The sequence below is a fragment of the Acidovorax sp. K2F genome, assembly GCF_025246485.1.
In the GTDB taxonomy this organism is placed as follows: Bacteria; Pseudomonadota; Gammaproteobacteria; order Burkholderiales; family Burkholderiaceae_C; genus Acidovorax; species Acidovorax delafieldii.
In genome coordinates, this window is sequence record NZ_JAOBSQ010000019.1 from 1 (window position 1) to 13,593 (window position 13,593).

The 13,593-nt window shown below is 59.0% G+C and carries 13 protein-coding genes; 6 read left to right on the forward strand and 7 right to left on the reverse strand.

Translation table 11 applies throughout. The features are described 5' to 3' along the window. The 6 genes from N4G42_RS06465 to N4G42_RS06490 all read right to left on the reverse strand — a co-directional run. A partial coding sequence (locus N4G42_RS06465; RefSeq protein ID WP_260666597.1) for a transposase occupies positions 1–100 on the reverse strand: 100 nt, incomplete at its 3' end. Between the two features lie 95 nt (positions 101–195). After that, positions 196–1,200 (reverse strand): thioesterase, FlK family, encoded by a 1,005-nt coding sequence (locus tag N4G42_RS06470; RefSeq protein WP_409557803.1) that lies wholly within the window; start codon positions 1,198–1,200, stop codon positions 196–198. After that, entirely contained in the window at positions 1,197–2,831 is a 1,635-nt protein-coding gene (locus tag N4G42_RS06475) for a class I adenylate-forming enzyme family protein (RefSeq protein ID WP_260666586.1), read from the reverse strand. Before N4G42_RS06475 ends, N4G42_RS06470 begins: the two co-directional genes overlap by 4 nt. 64 nt (positions 2,832–2,895) lie before the next feature. Further along, entirely contained in the window at positions 2,896–3,693 is a 798-nt protein-coding gene (locus N4G42_RS06480) for an ABC transporter ATP-binding protein (protein ID WP_260666588.1), read from the reverse strand. Further along, positions 3,687–4,496 (reverse strand): ABC transporter permease, encoded by an 810-nt coding sequence (locus tag N4G42_RS06485; protein ID WP_260666589.1) that lies wholly within the window; start codon positions 4,494–4,496, stop codon positions 3,687–3,689. Before N4G42_RS06485 ends, N4G42_RS06480 begins: the two co-directional genes overlap by 7 nt. Positions 4,497–4,498: 2 nt before the next feature. Next, complete coding sequence (locus N4G42_RS06490) at positions 4,499–5,533, reverse strand: ABC transporter substrate-binding protein (protein ID WP_260666590.1); 1,035 nt, start codon at positions 5,531–5,533, stop codon at positions 4,499–4,501. A 294-nt stretch (positions 5,534–5,827) separates the two neighbouring features. On the opposite strand from N4G42_RS06490, the gene N4G42_RS06495 reads away from it, so the two are divergent. After that, a complete protein-coding gene (locus N4G42_RS06495) occupies positions 5,828–6,484 on the forward strand; it encodes a TetR/AcrR family transcriptional regulator (RefSeq protein ID WP_260666591.1) in 657 nt (218 codons plus the stop codon). Between the two features lie 76 nt (positions 6,485–6,560). Here the strand turns inward: N4G42_RS06495 and N4G42_RS06500 are convergent, their stop codons facing one another. Beyond that, on the reverse strand, positions 6,561–6,818 hold the full coding sequence (locus N4G42_RS06500) for a hypothetical protein (protein WP_260666592.1): 258 nt from the start codon (positions 6,816–6,818) through the stop codon (positions 6,561–6,563). Between the two features lie 673 nt (positions 6,819–7,491). Between N4G42_RS06500 and N4G42_RS06505 the strand changes: the two genes are divergently transcribed. From N4G42_RS06505 to N4G42_RS06525, 5 genes are all read left to right on the forward strand, one after another. Continuing rightward, positions 7,492–8,658, forward strand: a complete 1,167-nt coding sequence (locus N4G42_RS06505; protein WP_243019192.1) for an AAA family ATPase — start codon at positions 7,492–7,494, stop codon at positions 8,656–8,658. Beyond that, positions 8,655–10,874 (forward strand): S8 family peptidase, encoded by a 2,220-nt coding sequence (locus N4G42_RS06510; protein WP_260666594.1) that lies wholly within the window; start codon positions 8,655–8,657, stop codon positions 10,872–10,874. Before N4G42_RS06505 ends, N4G42_RS06510 begins: the two co-directional genes overlap by 4 nt. A gap of 50 nt (positions 10,875–10,924) precedes the next feature. After that, a complete protein-coding gene (locus N4G42_RS06515) occupies positions 10,925–11,716 on the forward strand; it encodes an RNA polymerase sigma factor (RefSeq protein WP_260666595.1) in 792 nt (263 codons plus the stop codon). Beyond that, positions 11,713–12,309: a hypothetical protein gene (locus N4G42_RS06520; protein WP_243019189.1), complete on the forward strand. Its 597-nt coding sequence runs from the start codon at positions 11,713–11,715 to the stop codon at positions 12,307–12,309. The genes N4G42_RS06515 and N4G42_RS06520 overlap by 4 nt, the downstream gene beginning before the upstream one ends. Positions 12,310–12,311: 2 nt before the next feature. Further along, positions 12,312–13,593: UvrD-helicase domain-containing protein (locus N4G42_RS06525; RefSeq protein WP_260666596.1), on the forward strand; the 1,282-nt coding region annotated here is incomplete at its 3' end.

Below are 13,593 nucleotides of genomic sequence, written 5' to 3' on the forward strand. Positions count from 1 at the left end.
TCAGGTCCTTGGCTGCCTGGGCCACAGCCACGCCACGCTCGGTGACCAACCTGACCGCCTCGAGCTTGAACTCGCGGCTGAATGTCCTTCTTCTCTCCATGAACCACCTCCGGTTTCATCTTCCACCTTAACAAGGTGTCATCGAAACCGGCAGCAGCCCACATAGCTGCGCCTGGGGTAAGGGGAAGCTCGGCCTCACTCTGGGTTATGCAACAGCGCCGAAGTAGCGAACTCCTCCAGCTGCCCCATCCGATCATTTCCCCAAAATAGCTTGCCGTCAAGGAAAAAGCTTGGCGCACCAAATACGCCTCTATCTTGCGCGTGTTTAGTGTTTTGTTCGACAGCATTTTTGTAAACCGGATCATCTATGCATGCACGTATACCGCTAGCGTCAAGCCCAACAGCGGTGCCGATTTCGGCGAGCTGAGTTGGATCACTGATGTCTTTCGACTCACTCCAGTAGGCTCGCATAACCCCGATTACGAAGGCTTCTGCCAAGCCCTGCTCAGCCGCGTAGACAGTGGCTCGCAAGGCCCGTACTGGACGCAGTGGAAAACTGGGGTGGTAGCGAACCTCAACGCCCAGGGCGTTCGCCCAGTCTTGCATATCCGACTTGAACCACCGCACAAACGCCGGATTCGCATCCAACGGCCGTCGTCCGTCAATCCGCTCGATCAGTCGCGCCAGGTGCATGGGCTTCCAGACCACCGCTCTGCCAACGCGTGCGGCAAGCGCCCCCACGCGAAGGGCGGCAAAGTAACACCAGGGGCTGTGGTAGTCGAAGAAAAACTCGATCGGGCCCTTGGTCGTGTTCATCACACCTGGCGCGCTCTTTAAGAAACGCTCCAATCGAACGACGGCCCTCTCGTGCCAGCCCTGCATGATGAGTCGGTTGCCTTGATAAGCCGATACCGAGAACTTCAGCTTGCGCCCCTCGAACACCTCAAGTTTTGCCAGAGCGACGACTTCCAGACCGGGAAACGCCGGCGCCAAATGTGACACGTCGATGCGTGTCCCAACCGTCGCCTCCCCCGGTTCGTAAAAATCTTTGACGGCTCGGTGGCTGGCCTCCTCCAGCAAGCCAATCACGTAGGGCGACGACACGACCACAACGCCGGTGTTTCCAATCGCAGCGGCTGTCGAATCCGGACCCGGGAGATCACGGTGTGTCGCGCTGCATCCCAATACAGTCGGCCTCACGTGAGAACATCCAGTTGGTTCGCCTGTGCGGCGGTTTGCAGGTCACGCTTCTTGATCTTCCCGCTGGAAGTCATGGGCCATTCCGTGACCTGGAAGTAGCGTATCGGATGTTTGAACGCGGCCACCTTTCCAGACAGGAACGTCTTCAACTCATCCGCCATGACTGGGGTCCGCAAGCTGACGGCAGCGGCCACCGTTTCACCGTAGTACGTGTCTGGTAGACCAAAAACGGCCACCTCGCCAACTGCCGGATGCTCGCGCAACAGGTTTTCCACTTCAACGGGATAGATGTTCTCGCCTCCACGGATGATCATGTCCCGCAAACGTCCCCCCGCGATCACCAGCCTACCATCGGGACGCAGGTATCCCAGATCACCGGTCTGCATCCAACCGTCTTCATCAATGGTCTTGCTGGTGGCTTCCGGCTGGTACAAATAAGCCATCATCACCATTGGCCCCCGGACTTCAATTTGCCCCAGCGCCATGGGCTCCATGATGCTGCGGGTGTCAGGATGCGTGATCCGAAGCTCCATACCCTCCAGCGCATAGCCGCTGGTTGCCCAGCGGTCGGGGCTGTCGGGATCGTCCAGGGCAATCAAGGTGCTGGCTTCGGTCTGACCGTAAACCTGCACCAGACCGGGAATCGGAAACTCCGCAGCACACCGCGCAAGAACGCCAGGGTCACAGTCGGAACCACCACATGTTCCCGCGCGCAGGGTGCTGAGGTCGAACTGTTGCCGATCGGGGTGTTGCAACATGCTCAGGTAAGAGGTTGGAACCCCCGTGAGGAGGGTGCAGCGCTCACTCTCGATGATGCGGAACATGTCTTGTGCATCGAACGCCGGAACCCCCACATAGGTGGCGCCTTGGGACAGGCAGCCCATCAGATTCATGATGCAACCCGCACAGTGAAAGAGGGGGATGATGGAGGTCCAGCGGTCTCCGTGAGAAAGTTTCAACCGCTTTGCGCTGGCCGCTGCGTTGAGCATCATGCCGCCAAACGACAAAGCGGCCCCTTTGGGTTGACCGGTGGTGCCCGAGGTGTACTGCACACTACCCATCGCTTTGGCCTGCGTGTGTGCGGGGACAAAGTGGTGATCCTGACCTTTCAACAATGTCTCGTAGGCCACGATGCCTGGCTGATCCACTGCGTCGAAACAGACCATGTGTTGTAGCGAAGGCGTGTCCGGCTGTTGAGCTGTGACCATGTCAAGGTAGTTGCTGGACCGGAAGCGCTTGGAAAACAGAATCGCTTTCGCCTGACTGTGGTTCAAGACAAAGCGAAGATCCTGCTCTCGGAAATGGGTGTTTATCGGAACGAGGACCGCGCCGATCGCGGCAAGTGCCGTCTGGGTCACCGCCCACTCGATGCGGTTTTCTGCCCAAAGCGCCACGGTATCGCCCTCGCCGATACCCAAGCGTCGCAGTCCTTCCCCTAGTCGTTGTGCTTGACTCAGCCACTGGCTGAAAGTAAGACGCTTGTTCGAGAGGGGGAAAACGACACCTTCGCTCGCAGGCCACAGGTCTGCGCAGCGAGCCAGAGCCTCGTAAGAGTTGCGGGGAAGCTGATGATGTTCCGTGCGGTCGTTGTCCCGCCCAGCCCGAATGGGCTGTTCTGCAATCGTGTTCATTTGCCACTCACTGTATTTGACCGGGCTACCCTCGTGCGCAGTGGGTCGCCCGATTTATCCCGTCTCAGACGGTGGAGGAAACTTGAATGTCCAGATCGCTCCAGATCGCATCAAAATGGTCGTTGAAGCGGGTGGAGCGTCGCAACGCTATCGGATCATCCTCGGCCACACCAAGATCAATGTCATAGATGGCCTTGACCGTGCTCGGCCTGTGCGAGAGCACAAGGACCCGGTCGGCCATGGCCACGGCTTCGCCGATATCGTGTGTTACCAAGATCGCAGACTTGTTTCTGTCTCGAATGATGCGTCTGACATCCCCTTGGAGTACCAGCCTGGTCTGAAAGTCCAGCGCAGAGAAGGGTTCGTCCAGCAAAATGGCTTTGGGGTCCAATGCGAGTGTTCGCATGAAAGCCACCCGTTGACGCATACCGCCCGACAAGGCACCGGGACGGGCCGACTCAAAGCCGGCCAGGCCGTAGCTTTTGATGAGGCTAGCTGCCCGCTCCCTTGCGATGCCAGGCTCTACGCCTTGAACTTCCAGCCCCAGCGTGACGTTGTCCATCACGCTGCGCCAGGGCAACAGCAAGTCTTTTTGCAGCATGTAGCCCACGTGCCCGCGAGCCCCATCGATCTTTTCTCCATCCACATAGACGGCACCGGATGTGGGCTCCAGCAGACCAGCGATGATGTTGAACAGCGTTGACTTGCCACAGCCCGAAGGCCCCACGATCGCGAGAATTTCCCCTTCGTGAAGTTCGAAGTTCACACCTCTGAACACCACCACTTCGCGCTCTGTGCCGGCGTTGAACGTCATCGAGACGTTGCGCGCTTCGAGAACGGCATTGCCATTTTTCTTCACCATTTGAATTTCCCTTCGACCTTGAGCAGCCCGACGTCCAGCACCAAGGCCAGGACCATGAGACAGAAAATTCCAACAAAGACCGAGTTCAGGTCATACAGCGCGCCTGCGTTGTAGATGAAGTAGCCCAAGCCCTTCTTGGCGGAGATGTACTCCCCCACAACCGCGCCGATCATGGCGAATCCGATGTTCAAACGCATAGTGGCCAATATCCAGGGGGTGGACCCTGGAACAATGACCTTGCGCCATATCGTGAGCCGTCGGGCACCGAGGGAGCGCATGAGCTTGACCAAGTCCTGATCCACTTCTTGCGTACCCTGGTAGACAGAGATCAGCGCCACGATAAAGGTCAAGCTGGCTGCGATGGCCACCTTGGCGCCGATGTCCACGCCAAACCAGACAATGACCAGAGGTGCCAGCGCGATCTTCGGAACACCGTTGATCGCCACGATGATGGGGCGCAAGACTCGAGCGACGGTGTCGGACAGCCACAGCATGAGCCCCGCTGCGCTGCCCAAAGTGGTGCCAATCACGAAGCCGGTGATGGCTTCGAATGCGGTGGCCCCGATGTGTACAAAAAGGTCGCCCTCTTGAATAAGCACCAGCCCTTTTGCCAAGATGCCCGAGGGTTGGCCATACAGGTACACCGGTGCGATTTCAAATCGCACCAACAGCTCCCAGACCAAAAGCAGGCCCAGCACCAGCGTGGCCTGGTAAAACGTGATTCGAAGTGTTGAGCTCATACTGTTGGGGCGCTTAGGGCGGTCCGATTGGCTTGTTGCAATGGAGGTCGATACGGCTCCCATGGTCAAGCTCCAATGCCAAAGGCTTCTGTTGCCTTCTGAGCAAATCGGTTGTCCACCATTTCCTCAAAGGACAGCGCTTTACGGATGGTTCCCGCCAATGCGTCGTGCTCAACACTCGCGTCCCACTCGGCTTTGGAGATCACAGGGTTGGTGGGTACGAACCCTTTAGTTGCCAGCAGACGCGAGCATCCCGCCTCGACCACAGATCGATCGAGGTTGTTGAACTCCGCCCCCATCGCGTTGATGTAGACGGCGTTGTTTTCCCGAATCAGCTTCATGGACGCTGCGATGGCGTTACAGAACCGCTGAACGATGTCCGGATTCGAGATCAGGTAGTCGTTCTTCACCATCACCGACGTCAGAAGGATGGGACCCATCTGGTCTGCGAATCCGTAGGAGACCTGCAGACCTTGTTGTGCAGCAATGCTTGCGTCCCACTCGAAAACCACGCCAACGTCGGCGCGCTTGTCGCGGACAGCACCGACGATGGATCCGGGAGGACCCTCAATGAACTCCACACCAGCTGTTTTCGGGTCGATTCCCGCGAACTTCTTCATCGCAAAGGTGGGCGATGTTACCGTGTTGGAGGGGTATTTCAGGCTGGCCACCTTCTTGCCTTTGAAATCAGCAAGCGAGGTGAACTGAGTGCCCGGCCGGGTGATGACCCACATCCCCAAGGCGCCACACATCTTGGCAACCACCTTCATCTGGCCGCCCTCCAGTGTGGAGTTCACCGCCATGCCCGTACCGGTCACGGCGATCGGTGCTCTGCCTGACAGCGCGATGGATACGGGTTCAACCACCGTCCCACCCACGTTGATCGTGACGGCCAGTCCCTGCTTGGCAAACAAGCCGTTGCGGGCCGCAACATAGATCGGCCCGTAGTTCGCCAACTTCAAGCCCGTCGTCATGGTGATCGGGATGCTGGCCTGTCCAAAAACATCCTTGACGCTCAGCGTCATCAGTGCGGCGGAAGCACCCAGACCGCCGATGGTTTTGAGCGCGTGGCGCCGGTTGCTCGTGTTGTCCGTTTTCATGAATGCTCCTGTTGGTCAGTGAGGTTGGGAGGGCTTTGGAGTGTTGCCACTGGGTGGCTTGCGTTGCAACTGAATGGCTTCAGCTGCGATGAGGGAAATCGTCGGTTGGCCGATGGGCGACGCAAAACATCGCTGTTTTGGCCCCCCGCCACGCACTGGAGTGGGCGTTCATGTCTGACCTTGCTCTCCAGCTCCATGGTTGATTCTTCACTGTTGTCCCATAAATACGAAACGGATCGTTTCTGTCAATATAAAACGGTTCGTATCGAATGTCAAATCTGTGAGAATCCAGCCATGACCACACCAACCCTTCCGAGCGACCAATCACCTGAGCCGACCCGAGGACGACCTCGCAACCAACAGACTCACGGTGCCATCCTGGAAGCGGCGCGAGCGCTTCTCGGGAGGGAGGGAGAAACCCGCTTTTCGATTGAGCAGGTTGCCAGCGCTGCGGGGGTGTCAAAAGCATCCATCTACCGACGCTGGCCCACCAAGGGTGCGCTTCTGGTGGATCTCTACATGGAGGGCTTTTCAGAGGGAGTACGGCAGGACGCCGAATCGCTGAGAGCGGAATTCAAGCGATATCTGTTGGCCACCGTGGAGAGGCTGAAGGACCCTCTCTGGCGGCGCATTCTTTGCTCACTGATGGCCGAGGGTCAGTACGACGCGGTGACCTCAGAGCTGTTGCGCGAAAGGGTAGTGGGTCCCAGAAGAGAGGCTGGCTTGGCATTGCTGCAGCGGGCAGTTGAGACGAAGCAGATTCCAGACAACCTGGATCACGATCTTGTCTTGGACCTGCTATTTGGTCCGCTTTGGTATCGCGTGCTTTTTGCGCATGCGCCCATCGACGCCGAGTTCGTGGACAGGCTACTTAAGCAAGTGGAGCCGATACTCTTTTCTGCGAAACTTTCTATGAAGAAAGAGGCGAAACCCGCAGGCAAAGCCCCCTGAGCAAACTTAGTTCCTCATGCAAGTGATGTCAGCTTGGCGGCCACATGTTCTTCAGATTTATCGAGTCTGACCTGATTCACTCTAGCGCGGCATAGGCTTTGATCAGCTTGGTCAGCTCGGCACCCTCACTACCCACCAGGGCTTTGACGTGCATCAGCGTGGGCAGGTGGTCATAGTGCCGATGGATCATTTCGGGGCTGGTGCCGCACTGCTTGGCGATGATGGCCGGTGACACGCCCTCCAGCAATCGCAAGGATATGTAGGTGTGACGCAGCGAGTACAGCGTTCGCTTACCACCCGGCCCAGTCTCCAGACCCAGCTCCCGCAACAGCATCGTGAAATTCCGCCCCAGCTGACTTGTGGTGCTGCCAGGGCTCGTTTTAGTTACTGCGGTGTTGGCGTTTTTAGTGGACTCGATGACGCGACGATTGCGGGGTTCCAGCGAGTTGCTGACTACCTGGTCAAACGAGAGCTCCTTGTCAGGGTGGCAATGCCACATTTGGGTCGAGTGCTCAGGACTGGACTTGTGCTTCCTCCTGTGCGTGTTTAGCTGGAGGGGATAGAGACGCGCCGCTTTGCGGGTGATGGACTGCAGTGCAGCGATTGCGGACGTTCGAAGCCGAGAGACAGCTTCCCGGTGCGTGACTTGAAGCCGTCGTCGGCTCACCTGAAAGCTGGGCGACTGCAATGACCGGAGTCGAGTGCGCTGCGGTCATTCAGCCTGGCGGGCGGCAGGTCACCCCTTCAACCTGCCATGAACGTCTACTTTAAGGGTCGAACTCGCGCTGTCGAACCTCAGCGGTCGTTCTGAACCCGCCCCTGGGGCGGTTCACTGCGCTAGGAGGGTCTCTCATCCGATCTGGCGTGCGTGGGACATGGTTCCCCATTTTGGTGCGTGAGCGGCTGCGCTTGAGATCTTTTTCAGCGCTTACATCGGAAACGTGAGAAAATATCCCTATTCCATTTTTTATTTGTAAATTTCTCTTTAATATCAACAAGTTACGCAAATGTTGGACGAAATGAATGATGTTCAGTCAGATTTAGCCCAGCTGATCCGGCTTGCACTCGCAGAGCAGACGGAGGATGTGCGGCTGTTCGTGGCCCGGCTAGTACGCAAGTACCGCAACACGGACCCAGAACTAGCTGAACAGATGGACTTGTACCTGCGCGCGAAGGCACCCCGCGCAAGCGCTCCAATGCGTAAGGTCGCGCCGCCCGCGTCCGCGGCGCAGCCACTACCAGTCGATGACGAATCGAGGTTGTCGCTGCTGAAGGTCTTCAAGGACGACCCTGATCGTGAGCAACCGCTGCTGTCTCTAGACCTGGAAGAAACCTTGAGCCAGTTGATCCAGGAACGCCGCCAGACCAAGCGACTGGCATCGATGGGCCTGAACCCCACGCGTTCGGCCATCTTCGTCGGCCCACCCGGCGTCGGCAAGACGCTGACCGCGCGCTGGCTGGCGTCTCAATTGGGTGTGCCGCTGTATGTGCTCGACCTGACCGCCGTCATGAGCAGCCTGCTCGGGCGAAGCGGGAGCAACCTGCGCGCCGCACTCGACTTCGCCAAGCGCAGCCCCTGCGTGCTGCTGCTCGATGAAATCGACGCCATCGCCAAACGCCGCAGCGACGACACCGACATTGGCGAATTGAAGCGCCTGGTCACGGTCATTCTGCAGGAAGTCGATGAATGGCCTGCTACCGGCTTATTGCTAGCGGCTACGAATCACGCGGAACTGATCGACCCGGCGCTGTGGCGTCGCTTCGACTTGGTGATCAACTTCAAGGCGCCGGAAATGCCTGCCGTCAAACAGGCGATCAAGCGCTTTCTCGGGCCGGACTATGCGTTATTCGGCCGCTGGATCGACATCCTGACCTTCGCTTTCAACGGCGAGTCGTTCAGCGACATCGAGCGGGATCTCCAGCGTTTCCGGCGCGCTGTTGCATTGGGCACGGCTTCGGACGCCGATCTGATCGAAGAGTTCGTCAAATCGCGCGCATTGGTTTTGGAACGCCAAGGCCGCATCGATCTGGCCGTCCTTCTGGCAAAGCAAACCCGCCTGTCGCAACACACCATCTCCGACATCACAGGCGTCAGCCGCGACACGATCCGCAAGTACACCAGCGAGCAACCGGTAGCAGCGAAGAAGACCTCGAAAGGAAAGCCTGAAGCATGAGCCAAACCAATTTTTTGATCGGGCGCGGCGAGCTGCTGACGCATGACATCAAAGGGCCGAAGCGCATGCCAGGCAAAGCGGAGGTGTACTCCTTCGCACAGGCCGCACAGCGACTGACACCGCAATTCGTGGCGACCGCAACGTCCCTGGACGCCTTGCCCCCGCACGCTTGTCCTGGCGACTTCGGGGTCGCCCGACTGACGATGAACCCCAGCTACATCGCCCGGTCGTTCTTCCCAACGGCGATGCTTCGCACCGTCGGCCTGGAATCGGTCGGTAGCCGAACCGTGAAGGTGACACCTGGCGGCTGGACCAAGAGGGGCGAGCCACAGGAGTGCACGACGACAGAACTGTTTGTCGCCGGCAAACGCCAGGCATTTCGCCATCTCAATGAATGGACTCGGCAGATCGAACCCGAGTCAGACGAAGCGTTGGACCTGGCACACATCGAGCAGTTTGCCGCCTTCACGCCTCGTGAGCGCATTGCAGACTACGGCAGCGCCAAGGATCGCTTCTTTGAGGTCGGCATTCACCTGCTACCCGAGGAAAGCCGCCTGTTCGTCCAGCAGGCCTTCGTGAAGTACGCCAAGGAGGTGAGTGTCAAGGTTCACAGCGACCTGGGCTTCACGGCTGGCAACCTGTGGTTCGTGCCCGTCGAAGGCAAGCACGATCACATCGAGCGGCTTGCCGAATTCGTCTTCGTGCGCGTCATCCGTCCGGTGCCCAAGCTGCGAGGCATGCGGCCCGTTCACCGAACGGGCGAGGTGACGGTTGGGTGTAGCCTGCCGACCGAACAGCCGCTGTCTTCAGAGCCCAAGGTCGCCATCCTCGACGGCGGTCTGCCCAAACAAAACGCCATCGGCCCGTGGCTGCGCTCTTACCGTGTCCTGGACGAAGACGCGCAGGACGATCCGGCGGGCTTGGAGCATGGCTTGGCCGTCAGCTCCGCCTTCCTGTTCGGTCCCATCCAGCCGAACGGCGCCGCCAGCCGCCCCTTCGCCTATGTAGACCACCTGCGCGTACTCGACAAGGACGCCGATACGGAAGACCCGCTGGAGCTGTACCGGACCTTGGGCTTCGTCGAGCAGGTGCTGCTCTCACGGCAGTACCAGTTCATCAACCTCAGCCTCGGCCCTGACCTGCCGATTGAAGACACCGACGTACACGCCTGGACGTCGGTCATCGACGACCTGCTGAGCGATGGCGACACCTTGATGACCGTGGCCATTGGCAACAACGGCCAAATGGACCGGGCCTCCGGCAACGCCCGCGTGCAGGTGCCTTCGGACTGCGTCAACGCGTTGGCCGTCGGGGCAGCCAACGACACTGAAGCCAGCTGGGCGCGTGCACCGTACAGTGCCGTCGGCCCTGGCCGCAGCCCGGGTGTCATCAAACCTGACCTGATGGCGTTCGGTGGCAATGCCGGGAACTACTTCCATGTGCTCTCACCGGGAAAGAAAGCGGCGCTCTCGCCGCAGCTGGGCACCAGCTTCGCTTCTCCGTATCTGTTGCGCAGCGCGGTCGGCATTCGCGCCATCCTCGGAGCCGAGTTGTCGCCGTTGGCGATCAAGGCGCTGCTGGTCCACGCCGCAGACGCTGCGACGCACGACAAGCTCGAAGTCGGCTGGGGCAAGGTGCCCGAAGACCTGATGAGCATCATCACCTGCCCTGAAGGGGTCGCGCGCGTGGTTTACCAGGGAGAGTTGAAGCCGGGCAAATACCTGCGCGCCTCACTGCCATTGCCCATCGGCGGCCTGAATGGCAGTATCCGCCTCAAGGCGACCTTCTGCTATGCCTCGCCGACCGATCCGCAGGACGCCGCCGCTTACACGCGCGCAGGCCTGGAAGTCGTTTTCCGTCCCAGCGACGAGAAGATCAAGGACGGCAAGGCCAACGCCGACACCAAAAGCTTCTTCGACATGAAGAAATACGCCACCGAGGAAGAACGCCGCTCCGACATGGGCAAATGGGAAACGGTGTTGCACAGCGCGAAGAACATGCGCGGCAGCACCCTCAAGAATCCGGTCTTCGACATCCACTACAACGCGCGCGAAGCTGGCCATAAGGCCAACGGTGCCGAGAAGATCCGCTACGCGCTGATCATCACCGTCGAGGCCCCCAAGCATGCCGACCTCTACAACGAAATCCTGCGCGCCTATGCGAAGACGCTGGTGCCGATCCAGCCGCAAGTGTCGTTGCCGATCCGCATTCGTTGAAACGAACACAGTCACCCTGATCCACCAAACAAGAATACGGGAGTCAAGGAATGCCGGTAGCACTCAAACGCAAGGACAAAGACGGCAAGCCCTACGAGCGGCCACCTGAGATCGAGGTTTGCATCGAGAAGCTTGAGGTGCTCGACGCAGGGGCTCGGCTTTCGCGGTTCGACAGCGCGTCAAGAAAGCATCCGCAGTATGTGCCCACGGAGGTCGTGCTTCACTTCCTGCGGCGAGCGTGGGTCGATGGAGATCACGGGCAGTTCGAGAAGACCTTTCGCATCCTTTTGAAACGTATTGATCAGTCGCTGTACTCAACGATACCTGATACGCGCATGGACGGTGCAGCAGACATTCGCGATGAGATTCGCAGCCGTTTCGTCGTCCTACTCACCAAGGACTGCAACACACACCCCGGTTTGCTGGACTTCTACGAAATCCGCTTTGACAAGGCGATGGTTGCGCTTCGAACCACTGTGCTGCGCAAGATCGGCCCCGCCACTCGCAAGATCAAGGCGGTTCCGCTAGGTAGTCAAGATGGTGAGGGCCCTGAGATTTCCGCTGCAGTCGAAGCGGCACTCGAAGAGTTTCTGAGTGGCGACCCACAAAAAATTGACGATCCTGCTTTCCGGTTGGTGCTATTCGCTGCGATTGACCGTCTACCCCGCGATCAGAAACAGGTCATCGGCCTATTTCTGCAGGGAATTCCAATTGACGCCAAGGATCCAGATGTCATGACCATTGCACGCATGCTCGATTGCGACGAACGGACGGTTCGCAACAGGAAGACTCGCGCCTGCAAGGCGCTCAAGGCCATCCTTGAAAAGGAAGTCGAACTATGAACACCGAAAATTCCAGACCCGACGAAGAAGAAGTTCTCCATGCGTTTTCCGTCGAGCCCCGGCATGACCGCGCCACGTTGGATCATTACTTGAACCAGTACCCGGAACATGCGCTGGCCCTCGTGGATTGCTCGATTGAGCTGATGATGGATGGCTCCCACTCCGGCGACGAGGTTCAGGTTTCGTCAGATCAGGTCGTCGATCAGGCTTGGCGGCAATTCCAGGCAGCAATGGGGTCGGCACAAGGCACTGTTGCTATCACCAACCCCTTTGCGCAGTTGCAACCCACAGCGTTCAAGTCAATAGCCAGGAGGTTGGACGTCAGCAATTTGTTCTTGATTCGCGTGCGCGAACGAGCAATCGATGCCGCCACCTTTCCCCGACGCTTCGTTCAGCAGCTCGCTGCCGAACTTGGCGCGACCGCTGATGCTGTTTCGGCCTATCTGCGTAGCCCGCCCACCATGGCGTCCAGCCTGAGTTTTCGATCCAACGTGAAGCCCGAAGTGACCGCCCAGATACCGTTCAATCAAGCGGTCGAGACATCCCAGCTGACACCTGCCCAAAAGGAAGCTCTGCAGGCATTGGGAGACTGATCATGGATGCAACCGAGGCCGCACGGCGCGAGGCAGAACGCATCCACCAGGCTGCGGTCGCGGACGGTGTTGATCCATGGAACCTGCTCGAACTCGTCAGCCGCGAAGCGGCTCGGCGAGATCTCGATGTGTATGCTTTAGCGACTGGTGACTCGGCACTGAAAGGCGGTCGTGCAGTGCTCGACCGTGAAGCCGAGTGCATCCTGTATGAAGACATCGGTTCGGCATTCGACCGCGCCTTTTTGATAGCGCACGAACTGGGACATTTCGTCTTGGAGGGTGATGCTCAGAACGTGGTGACAGGTGAAGTCGAACCCGGCCGTTCGGCCGAAGATGCACCGGTCGGCGTGGAACGCGTGCTCGACTACGGCGCCAGGGAACGCAGAGAGGTCCGGATGGATCTGTTTGCGCGCGAGCTCCTGCTACCGCGTTCAATGGTGCGGCACCACTACATCGACTGCGGTTGCTCCTCCGCCGATATCGCCACACGCCTCGGAGCACCCTTGCAAGTGGTCCAGCAGCAACTGCTGGATTCGCTGCTCTTGCCGAACGAGCTACCTGCCGTCGTGGAGCCTACCGCAGCAGCTGCCGTACCCACACCTGACCCTACCCAGATGGAGGCGGCCAACCATCGCAACACGGCATTTCAGTTACAAGCAGGCCCGGGAACGGGCAAGACCCGCACACTGGTGCAGCGCATCGAGAGTCTTCTGGCTGAGGGCGTGGATCCGATCTCCATCCTTGTTCTCACGTTCTCCAACAAGGCGGCGAACGAGTTATGCGAGCGGCTCGCCGCCCGGAATCCGCGGGCTGCCGCAGCGATGTGGATCGGTACGTTTCACGCATTCGGCTTGGATATCGTGCGCCGTTTTCACGACAAGCTCGGACTTCCCGCCAACCCCCGTCTCATTGATCGATCCGAAGGCATCGAACTGCTGGAGGACGAGCTGCCACGGCTATCGCTGCGCCACTTCCGGAACTTGTGGGATCCGGCGCTTGATCTCAGTGACATGCTCAGTGCGATTTCACGCGCCAAGGACGAAGTGGTCGATGCCGCCGGCTACCGGGCATTGGCCGTGGCCATGGAACAGACTTGCGGTACGGATGCCGAGGCGATGAAGAACGCCGAGAAGTGCATGGAAGTTGCCTTGGTCTACGAGACTTACGAGCGCCTGATGACGGCGAGGCAACTGATCGATTTCGGAGATCTGGTTGCCCAACCTGTGCGATTGGTAGAAAACGATGCTGAGGTGAGAAGTGCTTTGCGCGCGCGGCACAACCATG

Bases quoted from the DNA above. Each gene is read 5' to 3' on its own strand.
- N4G42_RS06475 (WP_260666586.1), bottom strand. From the start codon at position 2,831: ATGAACACGATTGCAGAACAGCCCATTCGGGCTGGGCGGGACAACGAC.
- N4G42_RS06480 (WP_260666588.1), bottom strand. From the start codon at position 3,693: ATGGTGAAGAAAAATGGCAATGCCGTTCTCGAAGCGCGCAACGTCTCG.
- N4G42_RS06485 (WP_260666589.1), bottom strand. From the start codon at position 4,496: ATGGGAGCCGTATCGACCTCCATTGCAACAAGCCAATCGGACCGCCCT.
- N4G42_RS06490 (WP_260666590.1), bottom strand. From the start codon at position 5,533: ATGAAAACGGACAACACGAGCAACCGGCGCCACGCGCTCAAAACCATC.
- N4G42_RS06495 (WP_260666591.1), top strand. From the start codon at position 5,828: ATGACCACACCAACCCTTCCGAGCGACCAATCACCTGAGCCGACCCGA.
- N4G42_RS06500 (WP_260666592.1), bottom strand. From the start codon at position 6,818: ATGCTGTTGCGGGAGCTGGGTCTGGAGACTGGGCCGGGTGGTAAGCGA.
- N4G42_RS06505 (WP_243019192.1), top strand. From the start codon at position 7,492: ATGTTGGACGAAATGAATGATGTTCAGTCAGATTTAGCCCAGCTGATC.
- N4G42_RS06510 (WP_260666594.1), top strand. From the start codon at position 8,655: ATGAGCCAAACCAATTTTTTGATCGGGCGCGGCGAGCTGCTGACGCAT.
- N4G42_RS06515 (WP_260666595.1), top strand. From the start codon at position 10,925: ATGCCGGTAGCACTCAAACGCAAGGACAAAGACGGCAAGCCCTACGAG.
- N4G42_RS06520 (WP_243019189.1), top strand. From the start codon at position 11,713: ATGAACACCGAAAATTCCAGACCCGACGAAGAAGAAGTTCTCCATGCG.